At 45.0% G+C, this 21,105-nt stretch carries 21 protein-coding genes; 9 read left to right on the forward strand and 12 right to left on the reverse strand.

The annotated features are described in order from the left end of the window. The first annotated feature begins 145 nt into the window (after window positions 1-145). On the forward strand, window positions 146-568 hold the full coding sequence (locus tag L876_RS0102930) for a CBS domain-containing protein (protein ID WP_028762426.1): 423 nt from the start codon (window positions 146-148) through the stop codon (window positions 566-568). 15 nt (window positions 569-583) lie between these two features. On the opposite strand, the gene L876_RS0102935 is transcribed toward L876_RS0102930, so the two are convergent. Next, window positions 584-1,285 (reverse strand): LrgB family protein, encoded by a 702-nt coding sequence (locus tag L876_RS0102935; RefSeq protein ID WP_028762427.1) that lies wholly within the window; start codon window positions 1,283-1,285, stop codon window positions 584-586. Window positions 1,286-1,290: 5 nt separating this feature from the next. After that, window positions 1,291-1,728, reverse strand: coding sequence for a CidA/LrgA family protein (locus L876_RS0102940; protein ID WP_028762428.1), 438 nt, complete (start codon window positions 1,726-1,728; stop codon window positions 1,291-1,293). Window positions 1,729-1,842: 114 nt separating this feature from the next. Between L876_RS0102940 and L876_RS0102945 the strand changes: the two genes are divergently transcribed. After that, window positions 1,843-2,730, forward strand: coding sequence for a LysR substrate-binding domain-containing protein (locus L876_RS0102945; protein ID WP_028762429.1), 888 nt, complete (start codon window positions 1,843-1,845; stop codon window positions 2,728-2,730). Between the two features lie 17 nt (window positions 2,731-2,747). Here L876_RS0102945 and L876_RS0102950 read toward each other — a convergent pair whose 3' ends face one another. Both L876_RS0102950 and L876_RS0102955 read right to left on the reverse strand, forming a co-directional pair. After that, window positions 2,748-3,371, reverse strand: coding sequence for a peptidylprolyl isomerase (locus L876_RS0102950; protein ID WP_028762430.1), 624 nt, complete (start codon window positions 3,369-3,371; stop codon window positions 2,748-2,750). Between the two features lie 117 nt (window positions 3,372-3,488). Continuing rightward, window positions 3,489-4,412, reverse strand: a complete 924-nt coding sequence (locus L876_RS0102955) for a DUF808 domain-containing protein (RefSeq protein WP_028762431.1) — start codon at window positions 4,410-4,412, stop codon at window positions 3,489-3,491. A gap of 285 nt (window positions 4,413-4,697) precedes the next feature. Between L876_RS0102955 and rpiA the strand changes: the two genes are divergently transcribed. The 4 genes from rpiA to L876_RS0102975 all read left to right on the forward strand — a co-directional run bounded on the left by rpiA (window position 4,698) and on the right by L876_RS0102975 (window position 7,514). After that, complete coding sequence (rpiA, locus tag L876_RS0102960; protein WP_028762432.1) at window positions 4,698-5,354, forward strand: ribose-5-phosphate isomerase RpiA; 657 nt, start codon at window positions 4,698-4,700, stop codon at window positions 5,352-5,354. Window positions 5,355-5,472: 118 nt separating this feature from the next. Next, complete coding sequence (locus tag L876_RS0102965; RefSeq protein ID WP_028762433.1) at window positions 5,473-5,961, forward strand: AAA family ATPase; 489 nt, start codon at window positions 5,473-5,475, stop codon at window positions 5,959-5,961. Beyond that, window positions 5,945-6,250, forward strand: coding sequence for a helix-hairpin-helix domain-containing protein (locus L876_RS0102970; protein ID WP_051412877.1), 306 nt, complete (start codon window positions 5,945-5,947; stop codon window positions 6,248-6,250). The genes L876_RS0102965 and L876_RS0102970 overlap by 17 nt, the downstream gene beginning before the upstream one ends. 85 nt (window positions 6,251-6,335) lie before the next feature. Further along, window positions 6,336-7,514 (forward strand): AAA family ATPase, encoded by a 1,179-nt coding sequence (locus tag L876_RS0102975; protein ID WP_028762435.1) that lies wholly within the window; start codon window positions 6,336-6,338, stop codon window positions 7,512-7,514. 30 nt (window positions 7,515-7,544) lie between these two features. Here the strand turns inward: L876_RS0102975 and L876_RS0102980 are convergent, their stop codons facing one another. From L876_RS0102980 to L876_RS0103000, 5 genes are all read right to left on the reverse strand, one after another. Next, entirely contained in the window at window positions 7,545-8,525 is a 981-nt protein-coding gene (locus L876_RS0102980) for a catalase family peroxidase (protein WP_028762436.1), read from the reverse strand. Between the two features lie 265 nt (window positions 8,526-8,790). Then, window positions 8,791-9,165 (reverse strand): PH domain-containing protein, encoded by a 375-nt coding sequence (locus tag L876_RS0102985; protein ID WP_028762437.1) that lies wholly within the window; start codon window positions 9,163-9,165, stop codon window positions 8,791-8,793. A 229-nt stretch (window positions 9,166-9,394) separates the two neighbouring features. Next, on the reverse strand, window positions 9,395-11,320 hold the full coding sequence (locus L876_RS0102990; protein WP_028762438.1) for a peptidase U32 family protein: 1,926 nt from the start codon (window positions 11,318-11,320) through the stop codon (window positions 9,395-9,397). A gap of 115 nt (window positions 11,321-11,435) precedes the next feature. Continuing rightward, window positions 11,436-11,753, reverse strand: coding sequence for a cupin domain-containing protein (locus L876_RS0102995; RefSeq protein WP_028762439.1), 318 nt, complete (start codon window positions 11,751-11,753; stop codon window positions 11,436-11,438). 51 nt (window positions 11,754-11,804) lie between these two features. Further along, window positions 11,805-12,476: a nitroreductase family protein gene (locus L876_RS0103000; protein ID WP_028762440.1), complete on the reverse strand. Its 672-nt coding sequence runs from the start codon at window positions 12,474-12,476 to the stop codon at window positions 11,805-11,807. Between the two features lie 541 nt (window positions 12,477-13,017). Between L876_RS0103000 and L876_RS20945 the strand changes: the two genes are divergently transcribed. Continuing rightward, the gene (locus L876_RS20945; protein WP_051412881.1) at window positions 13,018-14,655 is read left to right on the forward strand and encodes a sensor domain-containing diguanylate cyclase; all 1,638 of its coding nucleotides are present in this window, start codon (window positions 13,018-13,020) and stop codon (window positions 14,653-14,655) included. 54 nt (window positions 14,656-14,709) lie between these two features. On the opposite strand, the gene L876_RS0103010 is transcribed toward L876_RS20945, so the two are convergent. After that, window positions 14,710-15,243 carry an SRPBCC family protein gene (locus L876_RS0103010; protein WP_028762441.1) on the reverse strand — a complete coding sequence of 178 codons (534 nt, stop codon included), beginning with the start codon at window positions 15,241-15,243 and terminating at the stop codon, window positions 14,710-14,712. A 255-nt stretch (window positions 15,244-15,498) separates the two neighbouring features. Beyond that, complete coding sequence (nagB, locus tag L876_RS0103015; protein ID WP_028762442.1) at window positions 15,499-16,290, reverse strand: glucosamine-6-phosphate deaminase; 792 nt, start codon at window positions 16,288-16,290, stop codon at window positions 15,499-15,501. A 269-nt stretch (window positions 16,291-16,559) separates the two neighbouring features. Between nagB and L876_RS0103020 the strand changes: the two genes are divergently transcribed. Continuing rightward, window positions 16,560-17,165: a pseudouridine synthase gene (locus L876_RS0103020; protein ID WP_028762443.1), complete on the forward strand. Its 606-nt coding sequence runs from the start codon at window positions 16,560-16,562 to the stop codon at window positions 17,163-17,165. 2 nt (window positions 17,166-17,167) lie between these two features. On the opposite strand, the gene L876_RS0103025 is transcribed toward L876_RS0103020, so the two are convergent. Beyond that, window positions 17,168-19,681: a sensor domain-containing protein gene (locus L876_RS0103025; RefSeq protein ID WP_028762444.1), complete on the reverse strand. Its 2,514-nt coding sequence runs from the start codon at window positions 19,679-19,681 to the stop codon at window positions 17,168-17,170. Between the two features lie 291 nt (window positions 19,682-19,972). On the opposite strand from L876_RS0103025, the gene L876_RS0103035 reads away from it, so the two are divergent. After that, window positions 19,973-21,070 (forward strand): PQQ-dependent sugar dehydrogenase, encoded by a 1,098-nt coding sequence (locus tag L876_RS0103035; protein WP_028762445.1) that lies wholly within the window; start codon window positions 19,973-19,975, stop codon window positions 21,068-21,070. Window positions 21,071-21,105 lie beyond the last annotated feature (35 nt).

Raw genomic sequence — 21,105 nt, forward strand, 5'->3', positions numbered from 1 at the left:
AAAAATACTAGGAAAGCCTAAAGTAAAGAGGGTGTAGAGTATTTTTCACTAGCCTAAAACGATTTCTCCAAAAAAAATTAGAGCTAAAACACTAAGCCAAGAAAGCTGTTATGATTTAAATAATGAACAGCCAAAGGAGACAAGGATGAAAGTCAGCGACATTATGAGTCATGAGGTGGTTTGCATAAGCGATCAAGCCACAGCAAAGGATGCCCACCTATTGATGCAAGATCGTGGTGTGAGACACCTACCCGTCATCAGTGAAACAGACGGTAAACTGGTTGGGATCATTACCCATAAGAAGATGATTTCCGCTGTTATCCACATGCTCAATCAATATGGAGCAGGCGCTCTCGATCGCAAGGAACGTAAAACCACCATCACGGAGCTAATGGAGACCGACTTTCAAAAGCTCACCATGGATGAACCCTTAGCGGTGGTGGTCGATTACTTTATTGATAATAAGCTAGGCTGCTTACCTGTAGTGGATGAGCATTTTAAAGTAAAGGGAATCGTGACTTCCTCAGACTTTGTAAAGCTATGCGCTAAACTGCTTCAGGCTAACTAAATCAGCGAGTCGTCATTATACCAATAGGTATGCAAAAAATGGTGCGCCGATAACCATGGCAATTCCCGTCAATATCATGGTTAGGCTCGCCACAACGCCCTCCTCTTGCCCCAACTCGGCCGCTTTAGCTGCACCAACGCCATGAGCCGAAGCCCCCAATGCTGCGCCCTTTGCCAGCGGGCTGCGTATTCTAGCCAGTTTGAATATCGGTGCACATAGCAGCATGCCTAATATGCCTGTGACTAATACTAACATTGCCGTTAAATCTGGTACGCCACCAAATGCAGAAGTGGCCTCAATGGCAAATGGTGTCGATACTGACCGAACTAGCATGCTATGAGACAATTCAGGTGGCAGATAGATCACTTTTACCAGCAACCAAGAAGATATCAAGCCAGCAAAGAGTCCTGTCAACACACCGATGCTAATCGTCATTGGGTAACGTAAAATAAGGTGACGCTCCCAATAGATTGGTAAAGCAAATGCTATCGTTGCTGGTGCCAATAAGGCTGATAAGTAATGGCTATAGGCAAAATAGGTAGGTAATGGAATAGCAAACAGCAACACAACCGAGACTAAACATGCTGGGGTCACAATCATGGGTGACAGCCACCAGTGCCGATACCGCTTATATAGACGTTTACTGACAAAATAGGTCACAACTGTGGTCAATAGACAAGCCAGTGCCACCCCTTGCGAAGCTAATAACTGCGGCATAGTCACTATTCACCTACCTTAACAGGCTGCAACACACCAAACTGGCGCCTCGCACGCTGACGTCGACGCTCAAAACGAAACACTCTGTCGATAACAAAACCTGTACTCACCAAGACACACGCGCTGCCCGCCACTAATGTCAGCATCAAACTCACGCCATACTGGTGTAATAGTGGTGCATAGTGAATAGAGGCGACCACTGGCGGAATAAAAAACAACAATAACTCTCCTAGCAACCAAGTCGCACCAACGGCAACAAAACGCTCAGGTAACCAATTGAGTGCGAGCAAGAGAAATAGCGCGGCCAAGCCCACCACACTGCTAGGCACAGGTAACCCAAGTCGATCGACTAACCACTGTGCGGCAAACGCCAGAAGGCAGAGCAATCCAACTTGAAGTAGGGTTTGGCAAACGTGCTTGCATTGGTTGATTGAAATTGTCATAGCGAACTTAATAAGAGAGGTCTAACAGTTGGATTGATCTTACGCTTGCAATTTAAATAAAAAAAATGAATATTATTTATAAACTTCATAACCAAAAGTAATTGAGTTTAATTTATGGACTTAAAAGCGCTTCACTATCTGGTTGAAATCGTAAAATGTGGTGGCTTTAATCGCGCTGCAGCAAAGATCCATATCAGTCAGCCTGCATTATCAAAAGCGATAAACCAACTAGAGGCGGAACTTGAATTGCCACTGCTTACTCGTGGAAAACGTGGCACCTCCGTCGCCTTAACCGTGCATGGTCAATTGGTTTACGATTATGCCGTCCGTCTATTAGACACTAAGCAGGCGATGTTTAATGAACTCAATCAGTTAAGAGGTTTAGAGACAGGGCAGCTAAAACTGGGCCTTGCGCCGCTGGGCAGCGCCGAACTGTTTGCCCCCATCATCGCAAAATTTCGCCAGCGTCATCCCAAGATAAATACCCAATTATTAGTGCGTGGTGGCGTTGAGCAAACATCAGCACTGCAACAGGGAGAAATTGAGCTTGCAACCGGGATCATAGAGTTAGGCAACGAGTTTGAAGGGATAGCCATTCATACTGAACCCATGGTGGTGGTATTACCTGCCCAACATGAGTTAGCCCAACGCCAAGAAATTCCCCTCAGTGCGCTCAATCACTGCTCACAGATCCTATTTGAAGCGGAATTTTCCCTGCATGAGATGGTCATCAACGCGTGCGAGCAAGCGGACGTGATCATAGATAACCCGACTCAGGTTAACCAACCTGAATTTGGTATTGCCCTTGTCGCCTCTGGCATAGGTGTCATGTTGCTGCCCCGTTTCATCGCTGAACGTTACCAAATAGAGGGCGTTGTCACTCGTGCGCTCACTGAAACCAGATTAAGCTGGAAAATGAGCTTATTTTGGGTCAAAGATAAGCCGCTCTCTTTTGCCGCATTAACCATGATAGAGATTGTTAAACAGCACCTAAAACGTTAATAGCCGCGACGGCTTTACTATCCTGCAGGGCAGCTTATTTTTGTCACACTATTGATCACCACATCGACAACTGGCACGTCTGAATAAACCCCATGCTTAGCGGTAGGCGTAATACTTACCTGATCCACCACTTCCATACCCGCGATCACTTGACCAAACACAGCATAACCAACGCTGCTGGCACTATAGTCAAGCTGAGGATTATTTAAGGTGTTGATAAAAAACTGCGAAGTCGCGGAATTAGGAACATTGGTGCGGGCCATCGCGATGGTGCCTCTAAGGTTACTAAACCCAACGTTAGCCTCATTCACAATCGGTGCACGGCCTGGTTTATTAACCATACCCGTGGTAAATCCACCACCTTGGATCATAAAATTATTGATCACTCGATGGAATAAGGTTTGATCATAAAACTGCTCATCGACATAACTGGCAAAATTATTCCCCGTCACTGGCGTATGGGTATTATCGACCGCTAAGCTAATCTCGCCCATTGTTGTGTCCATCAAATAACAAAGATCAGCTGAAAGCTGAGGGGCTGGCCCAGGAGTCGGCGGATTCGGAGGGGTGACATTTTCGCCAGCACCGCCACATGCGGATAAACTACTTACCAGTACGGCTAATGCTGCAAGTTTTCTCATCAACGACTCTACCCTATAATTTGTGAACCAATTCACGCAAATGTTAAGAGTTCGTCAACGAGAAAACAATAGCAGATACAAGTTGTTACTTTAGTTCTGATACATTCAAGAAAAAGTCTAGCCACGAATTTTTTGTATACCAGACATAATAACCAATGCTAACGCACCTGCCAGCACCCCAAATAGGGTATTAAGTAAACTCGGCGTTATTACTGCTAATATAGGGCCAATCATTGCCAATTCAGCCACCCAAGCAGCCACATGAGCAATCGGTTCACTCACCACATGCAATCCATGGGTTAAAATTCCCCCACCGACCATAAACATGGCAATGGTGCCAATCACGGTTAGTCCACGCATTAAATAGGGCGCTGCGTTAACAAGCCCCCCACCAATCCACCGACCGAAGCGGGTCCATAAACGCTCGCCCTGACGCTGGCTTAAATACAACCCAGCATCATCAAGTTTTACTATGCCGGCAACTAATCCATAAACCCCTATCGTCATTAAAACCGCGATCACCGACAACGTGACCACTTGAGTCAGAAAACTACTGTGGGCGACAACCCCTAACGTAATGGCGATAATCTCAGCAGACAACACAAAATCGGTACGAATAGCACCAGCGATTTTTTGCTTCTCATAAGCTTGCAGATCTTCTGCTGCTTTATCTAGCTCGGCTTGACTCACGCCATCATCGCCTTTTTGGCTCATAGAGTGATAGAGTTTCTCAAACCCTTCAAAGCAAAGAAAAAGTCCGCCAAACATCAAGAGCGGCGTCACCGCCCAGGGAATAAAAGCACTGATCAGTAGCGCTGCAGGAACTAAAATGCACTTGTTACGGAACGAGCCCTTGGCCACCGCCCAGACAACTGGCAGTTCACGATCGGCGTTTACCCCGGAAACTTGCTGAGCGTTTAAGGCAAGATCATCACCAAGTACCCCTGCCGTTTTGCGTGCCGCAACCTTACTCATCAGCGCCACATCATCTAAAATTGCAGCAATATCATCTAATAGGGTTAAAAGACTTGCGCCTGCCATACCTTCTCCTTTTTTAACTATCCTTCTACTGCAGGCGGTTACCCACACTCAATAACTTCACATTTGTAGCAGTTATATCCGCTAAATTACTCTTACAAAGCAAGTTTTACTAGCACACCTACCTGTAAATCACTAAAGAATACTGCCTTTTTGATGCATTTATAGCCAAACTTCACCGATAACCCTTTACGTGAATTAAACAAACTGAGCCATTTCACATATCCCTAACAGCAACTCGGGGTATAATAGGGTCAGACTATTTCTACATCCTTACAGGAACAACTCATGACTCAAGATGAAATGAAAAAGGCTGCTGGCTGGGCAGCACTTCAATACGTTGAAAAAGATAGTATTGTTGGTGTGGGTACTGGCTCAACGGTCAATCACTTTATCGATGCTTTGGCAACAATGAAAGCCGATATTGAAGGTGCAGTTTCAAGCTCTGAAGCATCAACTGAGAAGATGAAAGCCCTAGGTATTCCAGTGTTTGATCTTAACGCTGTCGATGATCTATCAGTGTATGTTGATGGCGCGGATGAGATCAATGCTCACATGGATATGATCAAGGGTGGTGGTGCGGCATTGACTCGTGAAAAAATTGTCGCTGCAGTCGCTGATAAATTCATCTGTATTGTTGATAATACAAAAGAAGTCGACATTCTTGGTGAATTCCCACTGCCCGTTGAAGTGATCCCGATGGCCCGCTCTTATGTCGCACGTGAGCTGGTTAAGTTAGGCGGTGACCCCGTCTACCGCGAAGGCGTTATCACGGATAACGGCAATGTGATCCTTGACGTTTACAACATGAAGATCGTCAACCCAAAAGAGATGGAAGAGAAAATCAACCAGATCGTTGGCGTTGTCACTAATGGTTTGTTTGCAATGCGCGGCGCCGATGTGCTGCTTGTAGGGACGCCCGAAGGTGTTAAAACCGTAAAGTAATGGCATACCCAGCCGTTATCTAACATTAAGCCACCTATTGAGGTGGCTTTTTTATAACCCATCTACAATACTAGGCGTTCAGCTGTAGCAACGCTGATTGTGATTATTGAGGCTCACATTGAGAAAAATTTTAGTCTTTGGCAACTCAGGTTCAGGAAAGAGTACGCTAGCAAAGCGATTATGCCAAACAGAAGCGCTTGCCCATTTAGATCTTGATACCCTTGCCTGGCAAGCCACTATGCCGCCACAGCGCCAACCCATTGAGCAATCTCAGGCCGCTATTAATCACTTTACCGACAGCCATGAAAATTGGGTGATAGAAGGCTGCTATAGCGATCTTCTTCAACTACTGCTCGATAAGGCAACCGAAATAGTCTTTATGGACCTACCTATCGAACAGTGCATCAATAATGCAAAAAACCGTCCTTGGGAGCCGCATAAATACGCCTCCCCAGCCGACCAAGATGCTAACCTCGATATGCTTATTCAGTGGATACGGCAGTACGAAAACCGTCAAGACAGTTTCTCTCGCCAGGCCCATCGCATGCTGTACCATAGGTTTAGCGGTATTAAACAGCTCAAGGACTCAAATGACAACACGTATTGAGATCACGCAATTTCAAGCCATACCTAACGTTGGAAAGGCAACCGAGGCGGACTTGCGCCAGCTTGGTTTCGCAGAGCCAATCGAATTGGTCGGTCAAGACCCCTACCAGATGTATGACAAACTTTGCCAAATTACCGAACAGCAACATGATCCTTGCGTTATCGACGTATTTATCGCTGCGGTGAGATTTATGGAGGGAGCCCCAGCAAAAAAATGGTGGGCCTATACCGCTGAACGTAAAGCTCACCTTGCATTGCAAGCATTAAACTCACACAAAAACGGCACCTAACAAGACGACACTAGTGACACGCCTATCTGTTTGATGCCACTATAATCACTCTGCTCTACCAACGACATTGAGTAAAAATCTAACCATGCTGACCACCTTAGCCATAAGTAACTATCGCTCTCTTAGAGAAGTAAAAGTGACACTCAAACAGCTCAACTTAGTCACTGGTGCTAATGGTTGCGGTAAATCTAACCTCTACAAGGCACTGCGTTTACTCGCACAAACCGCCCAAGGTGGCGTGGTCAATGCGTTAGCGCAAGAGGGAGGATTGGAGTCCTGTTTTTGGGCTGGTCCAGAAAACATCACCAAAGGCATGCTCACGGGTGAAACTGCCATTGAACCGACCGTCCGCCAACAGCCTAAGCGATTAAAGTTGGGATTTGCTAGCGAGGAGTATAGCTACCTTATTGAATTGGGGCTGCCTAAGCCTGATTCCACCACCCTATTTGGGCTCGACCCACAAATAAAACGTGAAGCGATCTGGGTGGGCAACAAATATCGCCCCGCGTCGGTACTGGTTGAGCGACGTGGCCCAGTGGTCAAAAGCCGTGCAGAGCATCAAAAGCAAGCTGGCTGGCAAACTATCGGTCAACACATGCAGCATGGTGACAGCATTTTTAGTGAACTGGCCGATCCTGAGCGCACACCTGAAGTCATTCGCCTACGCGACACAATTAGGGCTTGGCGGTTCTACGACCACTTTAGAAGCGATAGCGATGCGCCCGCACGTAAACCTCAGTTGGGAACACGCACCCCAGTGTTACATCACGATGGACGCGACTTAGCTAGCGCGATTCAAACCATTTTTGAAATTGGCGATAGAGATGGTTTTAATGATGCGGTCAGTGATGCATTCCCTGGTGCCACAGTCACCGTTCACTATAATGCAGGCTTACTGAATATCGGCTTTCAACAAGAGGGCTTACTTCGACCTCTGAGTGCAAGCGAGTTGTCTGACGGCACCTTACGATACTTACTGTTAATTGCTGCTCTACTCACACCCAGGCCACCAGCACTGATGGTGCTCAATGAACCTGAAACCAGTTTGCATCCCGATCTGTTGCCAGCGCTGGCGCGACTGATTGCCAAAGCATCAAGCCTATGCCAAGTGTGGGTCGTTTCCCACGCCAATCGCCTTATCAATGCATTAAATGAATTTGAGCAGTGCCACCTCATTGAGTTAGATAAACAGCTTGGACAAACACACATTTTGGGGCAAGATATTTTGACGACGCCCAGTTGGAACTGGCAACAAAAAGCCTAAGCTTTCGTTGCCAGTTTACCTTGCAACTTGCTACTGTCCGCTCAATCTTTTACCGAACGAGATAGCGTACGCAGTCGAGCGTATTTTTAAGACAGGATCATCGCTAGGTTCAATACCTTTCGCTAATCGATTCGGATCAAAGTTGATCGGCTCACAACTGACATCACCACTATCACGGATGCTCAATGTTCCTAGGGTCACCACTTCGCGAGAATCAGGCCACATCAATGAGGGGTTATTGGTTTCATCTTCCTCATGTCCAATTACAGCCTCTAATTCATAATTTATAGGTCCTTGAAGCAACTGTTGCTCAAGTTTATTGGCCAAAAAAGTATCTGGGAGCTGCTCCATCTGCGCGTCAGTCAATAAAACCTCTCCCTCTTTAGGCACTAAGCGCCACTTAAACTTGGTTTTTTTACCTTGCCCATCAACAAAGTAAAAAGCATGAATACCATGATAATTAACGGATGTGTATGCGCTTGGGGGGTTATGAGCTTGCAACCAGTTAAACTGCGGCAAAGTGCTCGGATGATCATGGCGATATTGCATGATCTGACTGCCATCGACCTTGCCTTGCTCATTGGGCAGCAAAGTTTCCAGCAAGCCTAAAAAGACTTCTGGAGACTTACCAGGGAACACGGGGGTCGTTAGGCCAGCAAGGTTATGAACGCTGCCATCTGCCATCGTCAACTTGACGCCAATACCGCGAGGGCTTCGGGCTGTTTCACTGGCGTGAGGATTACCGCCCGCCATGGAAAAGCGAATACTTGCAGCCGATTTTCCACTGCTAAATAGAGGGCTGTCTGAATATCGGCGACCTACTTCAGTAGGCATAAACTCACCAATGGCGCACACCCCTTTGGCGTGACCTTTACGCACTCCGGGGTGTTTACCCGCAAGTTTCTCAAACACATCAATAAAGTCGTTGCCTGTCACGTCCGCGTGAAGCGGCCCGCTTACGGTGATTAGTGATACCAAGCATACAGAGGTCGATAGCCATTTATAGTGCACAATTTCTCCAGAAAACATTAACAAATAAGAATGATAATCAGTAAGACCGCATTTAATCGCATTTTATTTCCTAGAAAATATTAACGAGCTAATCGCTATCGCGTGCCAATATCTGCTATAAAATTTTTTGGAGAGGAAATACTGAGAGAAGGGGTGCACTCAACACTCTAATCACGACTCGGTGCGCTAATGGTATGCGAACAAACAGTTAAGCCATATGATATGGCTTAACTGTTTGTTGTTATTCTAGTTACGTAGGCACTGACTATAAGGAGAAGTTGGCGATAGTTTTCTGAATACCCACCACATCGGTGCCTTTTTTTAGCTCTTTAACTAGAGGATCTTTCTGACCAGAGATCCACAGCTTTAACTCAGAATCCATGTCAAAAGTTCCAGCCGTTTCCACCTCAAAATGGGTGATCGCTTTATAGGGTACTGAATGATAACTGACTTTTTTTCCGGTCATCCCCTGCTTATCGATGAGGATGAGTCGCTTGTTAGTGAACACAAACATATCGCGCACAACCCTGTAAGCTAATGCTAACTGTTCATTATCGCCCATAATAGGACCTAACTCTTCAGCCAACTCATCTAAATTCACCTCTGAAGCATTGCCCATTAGCGCATCGAGTAATCCCATAGCCATTATCCTTAATCTAGGCCGCGATAGCGGCAAAAAATATATAGGTGTTTAACTTACCCATAAAAAACCGATTGTCCAATAGCCAATGGGCAGTTATTGCGCATTAAAACCTATACCCTCTAATGCCTATCGTATTTGCCCTTACCAGCATGGCTAAGGTTAGTTGGTAACTCCTATAAAAAAATCGCCAATTGGCGATTTTTTAAGGGTTAGACAGTTCTAGCAATTAGTCGCTCGATTTAACCTGACGATTTTCTGCGACCACCAGCATCTCACACTTAGGGCAATCAAACACCAGCTTTAATACGTCTTTACCTATCTCCAATACCATAGGGTCAGCTTTGATCCCCGGCACCTCTTTTGGACACAGATTGAAATTAAAGCGTAAACAATGTTTAGTGACCATTAATGGCACATCTTCGGTCACGCCATTTTTCTCATAGGTATCTTGAATGTCGATAACGCCATGGCGAGTATAAAAGTCTTTGGCCTTTTCATTGGCCACATTCCCCAAATAACTTAGGTGTTTGACCGGATAAGTCGCTTCTTGATTATATTTCCATGCTTTTGGACGGTGATAACCATCAACTCGTGCCAGTTCTAATGCCGCAACCGTGTCACGACGTAATCCATTTAACATTGACGTTGGGATAAACCAGGTTTGCGCGGTCTCGATGGCGATCTTACGCGCCTTGAAATCAGTACTGCCTAACTTAGCCAATTGCTTACGCAGCCCCTGTTGCGTTTTTTCCACATCGGTTGCCACGGTTTTTTCAACCACTAATGACTGGCTAGCGCTATGACCATAGCTATCGGTCATCGTCAAACAAACACCGTCATCGGTATCGGTTAACTGTAGATCAACCCCAATAACACGTTTAGATGACTCTTTAGCTAATACCGCTTCAAATGCCTGATTATGGTTACGATAGATAGTCATACCTACCTGTAACTCTTTCGGCACGCGAGTAAGGTGCAGCTTAAGCCCATCGGCGCGATTAACCCGCATTCCTTTTAACTTGTCATCAGACTGTTTAGCTTCGGTGAAATTACTGGTGAAAAAGCATAACCCATCACCATTATTGAAGCTTTCCTCTGAGCTCACCTCAATAAAGTCGCTACCAATACGTTTTACCTTGGCAACTTCTTCGCCGATGTACTTTGGCGAGCGAAAATCATTCATCCCTTGGCTGCGCTCATGCACAAAATAATCAGTCTTGCCGCGGTTAAAGGTTTTCTCTGGATCTGGGGTAAAATTATGCTCGCAACGACCATGTGATGAGGCTGTAAACTCAGGGCGTCTCGCCATAATTTTATCTAACTCTTGACGATAATGGGCGGTGACATTTTTAACGTAACTTAAGTCTTTAAGTCGACCTTCAATCTTAAATGAACGAACCCCCGCATCGATAAGCAGCTCTAGGTTGTCGGTTTGATTATTATCTTTTAACGATAACAGGTGTTCATTCTGTGCTAACACTTCACCTTGGCGTGTTTTTAAATCCCCTGGTAAACGGCACAACTGCGAACATTCACCACGGTTGGCGCTGCGGTTACTAAAAGAGTGACTGAGGTTACAAAGTCCGCTAAAGGCTACACAGAGCGCCCCATGAATAAAAAACTCAATTTGCATATTGGTATTGCTGGCCACATCGCGGATCTGACTTAAGCCAAGCTCCCTTGCCAATACTACTTGAGAGAAACCCACCTGCTCAAGAAAGGCCACTTTCTCTGGACTACGATTGTCCATCTGGGTGCTCGCATGCAGCGCAATTGGGGGGATATCAAGTTGCAAAATCGCCATATCTTGCACAATAAGCGCATCGGCACCGGCCTCATAGACCTCCCAAACCAATTTCTCTGCTGCGGCTAACTCGTCATCCATTAAAATGGTATTGATCGCAACAAATACCTGTGCGTGATATTGATGAGCAAAGGTACATAAACGCGCAATATCTTCAACGCTGTTACCTGCTGTCGCACGAGCCCCGAAGGCTGGACCGCCAATATAGACCGCATCTGCACCATGTTTAATCGCTTCTATACCGTAATCGGCATTCTTAGCAGGAGCTAATAGCTCGAGGCGATTAGACTGTACCTTGACTGGTGCTAGCGATACAGAATCTGGGGTAAAAATCTCAGGCTTGTCCATGGGGGTCTCAATCAGGTCACAAATGGATAAAAAAATAGGGGCGCGATTATAACAGACCTAGCTCACATATCACGGCCCTGATTGATAGATTTTAGCCATTTTTGCACCATTTCGTCTAATAATGCACCGCTATCCAGAGAGTCTCTGGGTGATCGGCAGTCCAGCTAACACGATGTTTACAATGAGCAGGGATAGTAATGTAGTCGCCTTTTTTAAGATGAACCACCTTAGCGTGTTCAAAAACCAACTTAGCTTCACCCTGCAGAACCATCACCCATTCGCTACGATCTTGATCATACCACTGACCTTCTGGCGTCACATGACCCTTGGAGATAATGCGCTCTATCAATACTTTGCCATTATCTTCCAAGGGTTCAAAAACTTCGTTACTCAAGTCGGTTGGAATACCTTCAAACACATTCTGTGGTTTCATTTACATCATCCCGATTAAAAAGACCAGCAAATGGCAGCCTTTGATTATGGTTCACAGAAAACTCGCGATCTCATCCAGCGATTTCTTCTGTAATGCATGCTCTGGCAATGTGGCATCATCGCTTGGGTACCCTGCAATAATCAGCATATAGGGTCGTTCATTACTCTTATCTCTGCCGCAGACTTTGCTTAAAAATGACATCGGCTTAGGAGTATGAGTAAGCGTTGCCAAACCTGCATGATGCAATGCTTGAATCAAAAACCCGGTTGCGATACCAACCGATTCATGGACGTAATAATTGGTCTTCTGCTCACCCTCTTCCTCATTACGCTTTTTGCTAAAAATGGCAATCAACCATGGCGCATGTTCAAGGTAAGGTTTATCAGCATTCGTCCCAAGCGGCTTTAATGCATCGAGCCACTCTTCTCCAGCCCGCCCAGCATAAAATGTTTGCTCTAACGCTTCTGCTTCATGGCGGATCTGCGCCTTAACTTGTGGACTATTAATGGCGACAAAGTGCCAAGGCTGGTGATTTGCACCGTTGGGGGCTGTACCCGCAGCAAGAATGCATTGCTCAATAATCGCTTTAGGCACTGATCGATTAGAAAATTTTCGTATAGAGTGACGACGCCTTATCTGCTGGTAATTATGCTGTGCGCGATTAAGCATCTCAGCTTCACTGTATTCAATAAAATCACTTAACGGATGATGAACTTGGGACATGTGGCTTCCTTGGCTTAACGATATCTAGACAATCGTTTTTACTTCATTTATTGATAAAAACATGAGTATTTCTATGCTATTCGCACCAAGGGCCACCTAAAGAGAGTTGGCGATGATGCGTCATGGGCAAGTCACTGCTAATAAACAGTATTGTCCCTCTCCCTACATTATCCAAGTGATGCTTAACCATTAGCGCTACATGGCAAGGTGACAAATATCAGTCGGCTAAAGTAGCTAATCTAAGCTAACAAAAAATCGGTTAAGGATCACCCAAGTAATTAGTGACAAACCAAGAACGCTTGGAGCACAAGCTAAGTTATTTATTTGCAACGACCAAATGGTCAATAAAAGGCTATATTTAATTCAAGTTATGATTTTTGAATTGGCTTTTCCACGACTGTACAACGCCGAATGATATCTGTAGGTGACAGAGAGAGTCTACTTTCTAGTCCCTGCTCACATTCTACAATAACAAAAAATAAGTGACTGAATGAGACTGCGCGACTCGTGTGTTTGGTATTGGCTACTAGGAACAATCTTGATGATTGCTTCCACTTCCAGCTTTAGCCTTAATCTGTCAATAGATCATCAATCAACTATCACTGAACACTTTGCCGCGGCTCATCTGCCCTCCAATATAAGCATCAATGATGCACTGCACGCATACAAAAATGGACAGTTTCAATTATTGAGCGACAATATTGCTAACTTCGGTATTGATTCTCCGCCAATGTGGTTAGCAATAACACTCAGAAATCCTACCAAGATGGCAATCAACAAACAGCTGATCATCGCGAACTCATGGCTGGATAAGCTTGAGATATCTGTCCATCATCAACAAGGCGATATGCGACACTTTTCCAGAGGCGATCATTTCACTTTTGACCAACGTCATAACAACCAAAGGTTTTTTACTGTCGATTTCGCCTTTCAACCAGGCATCAGTTACCTATTGATTAGGGTCGAGTCGGTGGACCCTATGGTCTTGCCGATCTATCTGGCCGAACAGAGTGACTTTAACTCCCAACTGCTATTTGATAGTTATAGCTATGGTTTTTTATATGGCGCCATCTTCTACTTATTAGCCTATAACTTTATGCTGGCCGTTGGGTTGAGAAGCATAACGTACTTCTATTACTCATTGTTCTTACTTAGTTTTTTAATTTTGAACATCTCTTATAGCGGTCACGGATTCCAATGGTTATGGCCTCACTCGCCTCAATGGCAACAATGGGCGAACCCGCTGTTAATGGTTATTTTTAATATCTGTGGGTTACTCTTTGCATTGCGATTCTTGGAAATAAGACGCCTGAATTTATCTATTTATCGCTGCGTCATCGCTCTGTGTATTTGCCTATTGTTGACCGTTCTAGGCGCGCTAATACTTGACCAGCAGGGTATCAGCCTGCTGGCTGCTTTTGGCTTCATGTTACTGTTTTCGCTTATTATGCTGTTTTTAGGGGGAATTGCTGTTGCCGCAAGCAATGCTAACGGTAAGCTATTTTTACTAGCATCCATCTCCTCCATGCTAGGTACCGCTACAACGGGTTTGGCAGTCTGGGGAATTATTCCCTATACAAATTTGACATTTAGAGCAGGTGAAGTGGGAATGGTCATCGACATCACCCTGTTGGCGTTAGCATTAGCTCGGAAATTTAGAACAATAGAAAGCGAGAAGCAACATGCACAATATATGGCGAAAATTGACCCGCTAACCGGACTCAATAATCGGCGGGCTTTCTATGAATTAATGCCAGCCATTTGGCAAAGTACAACCAACAAACGTAACCTGACGCTGGCTCTTATCGACCTAGACTACTTCAAACAAATAAATGACACCTATGGACATGTATGCGGTGATCAAGTCCTGAATAAGGTTGGGTCGATACTGATGCAGAATTTAAGAGAAGAAGACATTGCTGTCAGGTGGGGTGGAGAAGAGTTTCTCATCGTGTATCACCATGCCACGCTTAGCCAGGCAGAAATACTCGCCAGCGAACTTGCCAAGCAAATAGCCTCCTACCCGTTTGCTAAGGGGGAGCAAAGATTTACAATCACTGCTAGCATCGGATTAGCAGAGGGGTGCAGCGAATGCCACACACTTGGTCAACTTATTGATAAGGCAGATAATAAGCTTTACCAAGCAAAACATGAAGGTCGCAATCAGATACGTTGTTAGCCTTGTAAAATCATCGATAAGCCCCCACAGAAAACAGCTTTTAACGCCCCAAATCTACTCTTCTAATAACGCCTTTAAGTTCTGTAAACCTTGATTTAAGTCTCGAGTAACCATTCCCTCTATATCCATAATTAGTAGAAGGAAATTCATCGGGTAGTCCATGTGGCCACTAAATCCCCAATTCACCTGCGTGGCACTTTCACTCACCGCGCTGGTCGTCATGTAAGCGGGTGATACCGCTTCAAATGGCGTCAGAAAACGTAGCTCATATTCGATACGCTTCTGAGGGTAAATGGCTAAAATTTCCTGCTCACCAGCGCCGACATCTGGATTGGCACTTTGCCAGCTTGATACAAAGCCCACCGTGCCATCTTCCCCCTTATACTGCTTACTCATCGTTGGGTCCATTTGAGCCCAGACACTAAAATCATCTTGATGCTTTAATAATCTCAAGTAGGCAAAAACCTCATCGACCGGGCGTTCAATGATGATTTGCGCATCGACGACATAGTCTTGCTTAATAAACAGTGCAGCAATAAATGGAGTAGCCAATAATAACAGTGCGATAAACAGTATTTTTTTAAGCATCTCATACCCTTACTTTAAGTTGGTAAGCTTTATTGTACGCCTATATCATCATAGCAACGCTTTAATGATCCGTTCTGTTAGTACAGCCAAGCACTCACACCACCGTCTTAACATAGACAAACTAGGGTCAAATGCAAAGTGTTGATATTCATCCACTATCAATAAAACAGTGAGTGTAATCAGGGGGTCACTATCACCCCTAAAGATAAAAAGGCACCATAGGTGCCTTTTTATCGATAAATACTGTCTACATCTTTATCTAGCGAGCTTCGCCTGCAGCTTTTGATTTTCGGTCTCAATATGCTTATAAAATTCACAATCGGAAAGTTGCGAGGCCGCGGCTTCGTCGAGAACTAATACAGCATCGCGATGTAATTGTAATGCCGATGCAGGGCAAGACGCACTCAATGCTCCTTCAACCGTTGCCCGTATCGCTTCGGCTTTCGCTTCGCCGGTGGCGAGTAGCACAACCTTTTTGGCATCTAAAATTGTTCCAATACCCATGGTTATCGATAAGTGTGGCTGATATTCATCTGCGGCAAAAAAACGCGCGTTATCTTCAATTGTCGCTTTGGTTAATGTCTTCACTCGGGTGCGAGACATTAAGCCAGATGAAGGTTCATTAAATCCGATATGGCCATTACGGCCAATACCCAACAGTTGAATGTCGATACCTCCCGCCGCCGCTATTTTCATTTCATAGCGTTCACATGCTTCGATAGGGTCATCTGCATCTCCTGGGGGGACAAAGGTGTTGGCAGTATCGATATCTAGATGATCAAACAGCTGTTGATTCATGAAGTAGCGATAGCTTTGAGGATGAGCGCCTTCAAGACCTAGGTATTCATCGAGATTAAAACTGGTCACCTTGGCGAAAGAGACCTCACCGGCCTTATTCGCTGCAATCAATTGCTGATACAGCGAAACCGGGGTTGAGCCCGTCGCCAAACCTAACACCGAATCTGCCTTTTTTTGTAACTGCTTAATAAAGATATTGGCGCCATACGCGGCGACTTCAACGCTATTTTTTAAAATTACTATTTGCATAATTTGCCACTCGCCAGACACACAAAATGGAACGACTAAGATGAACCTCCGCTTTTAGTCACCCAAAGTCAGTGTCTTTAATAAGGCGTTATCCGCGTGGTTCACTCATCTGATAACATAACTATAACGACTAATGACAGCGTTGTCATTAGTTAAATAATAGCCATCTTATAACAAAAGGCATCCTATGCCTTAGCAATTATGCTCGTGATATACTCCCAAAATCAGATAGCGGGCAACTCAGCCTCACCTTTGCGATGAAAGATAAAATGACGACACCCAACAGCCCACAAACGGCCAAACATTACAAAATATTCAAGCCATTTGGTTACCTAAGTCAATTTGTTCCTGAGCGCCGTAAGTCTAAAAAACTCTTGGGGGAACTGGCAGACTTTCCTGCAGGAATGATGGCCATTGGTCGTTTAGATCATGACTCGGAAGGTCTATTGTTATTAACCACCGATGGCATGATGAGCCACAAGGTACGCAGCAAAAAAGTGGAGAAGGAATACTACGTTCAAGTAGATGGTGAGATTGATGTAACATCACTGGATACGTTAAGTCATGGGGTCGAGATTGGCATCAAGGGCGAAAAATATTCAACCTTAGCCTGCCGTGTTTATAGGCTCGAATCTGCACCCAATTTTCCAGAGCGAGGCAGGAAAATTCGCGATGAACGCCATGGTCCCACAAGCTGGATTTCGATAACCTTAACTGAAGGAAAAAACAGGCAAATACGTAAAATGACCGCAGCGGTAGGGTTTCCAACCTTACGCTTGGTGCGCGTGCGTATCGGTAGCATTGGCATTGAAGGGATGACCTCTGGCCAAGTCATCCCCTTAGAAACGCAGCAACTTTTAGCCAAGCTTGGGTAAGATCAACCTAAAAACTTGTTCAACTCGCTGGGTAACAATGGTTTACTGTATAAGTAGCCTTGTGCTTCATCACAACCACTTTGGCGCAAAAACTCGGCCTGCTCTAATGTTTCAACCCCTTCAGCAATGACTGTGAGGTTTAATGCATGCCCCAAGGCGATAATCGCTTTTGAGATAGCCGTGTTATTGGCATCATGAGGAATATCCCGCACAAAAGATTGATCGATTTTTAGCTTATCGATCGGTAACCGTTTTAAGTAGTTAAGTGATGAGTAACCTGTACCAAAATCATCAACAGAAAGCTCAACCCCCAGATCGCCAAGCTTTTTAAGCAGTTTAATCACAGCTTTGGGATCTGACATCATACAACTCTCTGTTACCTCTAACTCAAGGCATTCAGGTGGCAAGCCCGTCTGCTCTAGCACCGTTTTCACTTCATCAAAAAAGCCCGCATCTTGAAGTTGTGGCCCAGCAACATTTACCGAAATACGGCCAAAGTGCTTGCCCTGTTTCAGCCATTCAATACCTTGACGTGCCGCACTATTTAACACCCACAGCCCGATATTACAGATCACACCAATCTTCTCTGCCACCGGAATAAAAATGGCTGGTGATATATTCCCCATCAAGGGATCAACCCAGCGCAGTAAGGCTTCAAAACCCACGGTTTCACCGATCGAGAAGTCTAGCTTTGGCTGATAAACCAGATGAAAAGCATTGTTGGTAATCGCACTGTGTAACGCACTTTGCAGCTTTAGATGCTCAACTGACTCTAGAGTTAATGACTGAGTATAAAAAGCGTAATTATTACGCCCATTGAGCTTGGCTCTGTGCATCGCTGCATCGGCATTTCTCAGTAAGGTATCGGCACTGTCGCCATCACCAGGATAGAGTGCAACGCCCATACTGGCTGTCAAACGCACAATTACATCATCGTCCAACACAAACGGAGCCTTAAACACTTCACGCAACAAACTCACCATCAGTGAAACACGATCACGGCTTTCAATATGCGGTAGCAAAGCAACAAATTCATCGCTGCCCAAACGGGCCAAACTGCCCTGTCCCTCTAACTGCTTAGATAATCGCTTAGCCAAATCAACCAAAATGGTATCACCCGCTACGTGACCATAACTGTCATTAATATGCTTAAACAGGTCGACATCAATAAAGATCAGCGCCAATTCTGTTTGCTCACGTTGGGCATGGTGTAGCTCTTGTGCAAGCTGAGCCGATAACGTCATACGATTGGGTAATTGTGTTAACGGGTCATGGTAGACGAGTCGTTCTAATTCCTCTTCACTCTGCTTTTGAGCAGAAATATCGGCAAATACCGCAACAAAATAACGCACCTGATCTTCGTCATCATACATGGAGCTAATCGTCAGTTGTTCAGGAAAAATCGCCCCACTCTTCCTACGATTCCAGATCTCGCCATACCATTTCCCCGTGGATAATAGCGACTGCCACAGAGAACGAAAGAATGCCTTATTATGACGCCCTGAACTGAAAATTCGGGGATTTTTCCCCAAAACCTCTTCCCTGCTATAACCTGTGATATCAGTAAAAGCCCCATGAACCTCAACGATATCACCCTTTGCATCGGTAATAAGGACACCTTCAACCGAGTTCTCAAACACATTAGCCGCCATCTCTAACTGTTCTTGCGCTGCCTTATGAGAAGAGATATTTCGAGTAATGCCGATAATACCCGTTAACTCACCACCATCGCTAATCACAGGCACTTTCGTGGTCTCTAACCAGGAGCTAACGTCATCAATATCTAAGCCTTCACATTCACCAGCGGTCACTTGCACACCGCGAATGATCGACTCTTGATCGCTCTGAATAAACTCCGTTGCCAACTTTGAGTCAAACAGTTCTTCATCCGTATGGTTAATGATCTCCGCTTTCGGCCGACTCCATGCAGCTTCTACACTTTTATTCACAACAATATAGCGACCGCTAGGATCTTTTATCCATACATGTTCTTTCAAGCTATCGATAAACAGTTGCAAACTGATATCACGACTTTGGGATACAGAGATATCATTGGATCTATTTTCTAACCGATACTGTCGATAGATGGCTGAGAGGTCTCGTTCTATACTAGCCCGACATAATGCTAATAGATGGAGCGCATCTGTTACCCCATCTTCATCCAGATCACAGGCCACCACGTCCAAATAAAGATAGCCAAATAGTGCTTGCGACGGCCAGTTAATCGGTAACAAGCAATAACCATCCTGAGTTAACTTAGCATCTGTCGCTTGAGAATTGGCATAGTGAGGGTAATGAGAGACTTGTACCGAATCACGGCATAAGTGTTTTTCAGCACAACATGCAACCGCTTTAATCAGTACTTCATCAGACAAATTAACGCTAATATCAGGCACAAATAGCTCATTTTGATCAACCATTAACAGCGCCACACCAACACCAGAAAAGCGCCCTATCATCTCGAAGGAGCGTTGCCATTCGTTGCGTTGGTTCGGTGATACTTCAATGTTTATCAATATAGAGCCCTACCTATCAAAAACGAAACAGCATGATATAAAAGATTAATTAACGCATCAGCAAGTATTTACTTACTCATCACACTAATTATTGCAGTCAAATATTCAGTTAATGGCAATTTTAAAGCGGTATCGACCAACACGCCACTCAAAACAAACATATTCATCTCATTAGCTTACAACGCTCGACATCAAAAATGCTAGCTAAAGGAGGTATTGTTGGTTAGTTTCTAACTGAAATCAAACTTACCACTAATAAGTTATCAAACATACCGACAAGGAATTAGCGTAATGAAAAAGCAGCAATTATTGGTTGCAGCCTTTCTATTTTTGCCGGCGATATGCGCTGCGCTGCCACTGGAAACGATCGTATTACCGCCAGGGTTCGAAATAGAAATCTATGCCGAAGGTGTCGATAACGCCCGCCAAATGGCGCTAGGCAATCAAGGAACTGTATTCGTAGGCAGTCGAAAAGCAGGCAAACTACACGCACTACGAGATACCAACAACGATGGTAAGCCCGACCAAATGATTGAACTCGCGCGCAATCTCTTCCTTCCATCGGGGATCACTTTTCATAATACTGACCTTTATGTAGCAGAAGTCGATAAAATTTGGCGCTACCCGAATATAGAGGCAACACTGCCCGATACTCCTCCCCCAGAATTGGTTTATGACAAGCTGCCCAACAAATCACACCATGGCTGGAAGTTCATCCGCTTTGGCCCTGATGGTCTGCTCTATATCCCCATTGGTGCGCCGTGCAACGTGTGTGAAAGTGAAACACCTTTTGCTAGCATCATTAAGCTCAATATCGATACCAAACAAGTCACGACAGTTGCTATTGGGGTTCGCAACAGTGTTGGCTTTGACTTTCACCCAACCACAGGGCAGTTATGGTTTACCGACAATGGCCGCGACATGATGGGAGATGACCTGCCAGATGATGAACTTAACCATGTAACCAAAGAAGGTCAGCATTTTAGCTTCCCCTACATCCACAATGCAGATGTCATTGATCCCGAGTTTGGTCATAAAGCCAGTAGCATTAATAACACGGTGCCCGTCCTGAACTTAGGCGCTCATGTGGCGGCATTGGGAATGGAGTTTTATCAAGGAGAGCAATTCCCCTCAAGCTACCGAGGTAATATCTTTATTGCCGAACATGGTTCATGGAATCGCAGCAGTAAAGTCGGCTACCGCATCGTGCGTGTTGAGCTTGAAGGCAACAAGGTGGTCAACTCAGAGGTTTTTGCATCGGGTTGGCTACAAGGAGAAAAAAGCTGGGGTCGTCCAGCCGCCGTATTAACGCTCAATGATGGCTCTTTATTAATCTCTGATGATGCGGCTAATGCGGTTTATCGAATTAGCTATTCAGAAACGGAATAGTTCATTTTTGACTTTCCAAACTTCGTTTGGATTAA

It is taken from the genome of Shewanella colwelliana ATCC 39565, from assembly GCF_000518705.1.
GTDB classification, from domain to species: Bacteria; Pseudomonadota; Gammaproteobacteria; order Enterobacterales; family Shewanellaceae; genus Shewanella; species Shewanella colwelliana.

Bases quoted from the DNA above. Each gene is read 5' to 3' on its own strand.
- L876_RS20945 (WP_051412881.1), top strand. From the start codon at position 13,018: ATGATTGCTTCCACTTCCAGCTTTAGCCTTAATCTGTCAATAGATCAT.
- rpiA (WP_028762432.1), top strand. From the start codon at position 4,698: ATGACTCAAGATGAAATGAAAAAGGCTGCTGGCTGGGCAGCACTTCAA.
- L876_RS0103000 (WP_028762440.1), bottom strand. From the start codon at position 12,476: ATGTCCCAAGTTCATCATCCGTTAAGTGATTTTATTGAATACAGTGAA.
- L876_RS0102930 (WP_028762426.1), top strand. From the start codon at position 146: ATGAAAGTCAGCGACATTATGAGTCATGAGGTGGTTTGCATAAGCGAT.
- L876_RS0102995 (WP_028762439.1), bottom strand. From the start codon at position 11,753: ATGAAACCACAGAATGTGTTTGAAGGTATTCCAACCGACTTGAGTAAC.
- L876_RS0102940 (WP_028762428.1), bottom strand. From the start codon at position 1,728: ATGACAATTTCAATCAACCAATGCAAGCACGTTTGCCAAACCCTACTT.
- L876_RS0102955 (WP_028762431.1), bottom strand. From the start codon at position 4,412: ATGGCAGGCGCAAGTCTTTTAACCCTATTAGATGATATTGCTGCAATT.
- L876_RS0103020 (WP_028762443.1), top strand. From the start codon at position 16,560: ATGACGACACCCAACAGCCCACAAACGGCCAAACATTACAAAATATTC.
- L876_RS0102985 (WP_028762437.1), bottom strand. From the start codon at position 9,165: ATGGGATTACTCGATGCGCTAATGGGCAATGCTTCAGAGGTGAATTTA.
- nagB (WP_028762442.1), bottom strand. From the start codon at position 16,290: ATGCAAATAGTAATTTTAAAAAATAGCGTTGAAGTCGCCGCGTATGGC.
- L876_RS0102945 (WP_028762429.1), top strand. From the start codon at position 1,843: ATGGACTTAAAAGCGCTTCACTATCTGGTTGAAATCGTAAAATGTGGT.
- L876_RS0102970 (WP_051412877.1), top strand. From the start codon at position 5,945: ATGACAACACGTATTGAGATCACGCAATTTCAAGCCATACCTAACGTT.
- L876_RS0102975 (WP_028762435.1), top strand. From the start codon at position 6,336: ATGCTGACCACCTTAGCCATAAGTAACTATCGCTCTCTTAGAGAAGTA.
- L876_RS0102990 (WP_028762438.1), bottom strand. From the start codon at position 11,320: ATGGACAAGCCTGAGATTTTTACCCCAGATTCTGTATCGCTAGCACCA.
- L876_RS0103010 (WP_028762441.1), bottom strand. From the start codon at position 15,243: ATGCTTAAAAAAATACTGTTTATCGCACTGTTATTATTGGCTACTCCA.
- L876_RS0102935 (WP_028762427.1), bottom strand. From the start codon at position 1,285: ATGCCGCAGTTATTAGCTTCGCAAGGGGTGGCACTGGCTTGTCTATTG.
- L876_RS0102950 (WP_028762430.1), bottom strand. From the start codon at position 3,371: ATGAGAAAACTTGCAGCATTAGCCGTACTGGTAAGTAGTTTATCCGCA.
- L876_RS0103035 (WP_028762445.1), top strand. From the start codon at position 19,973: ATGAAAAAGCAGCAATTATTGGTTGCAGCCTTTCTATTTTTGCCGGCG.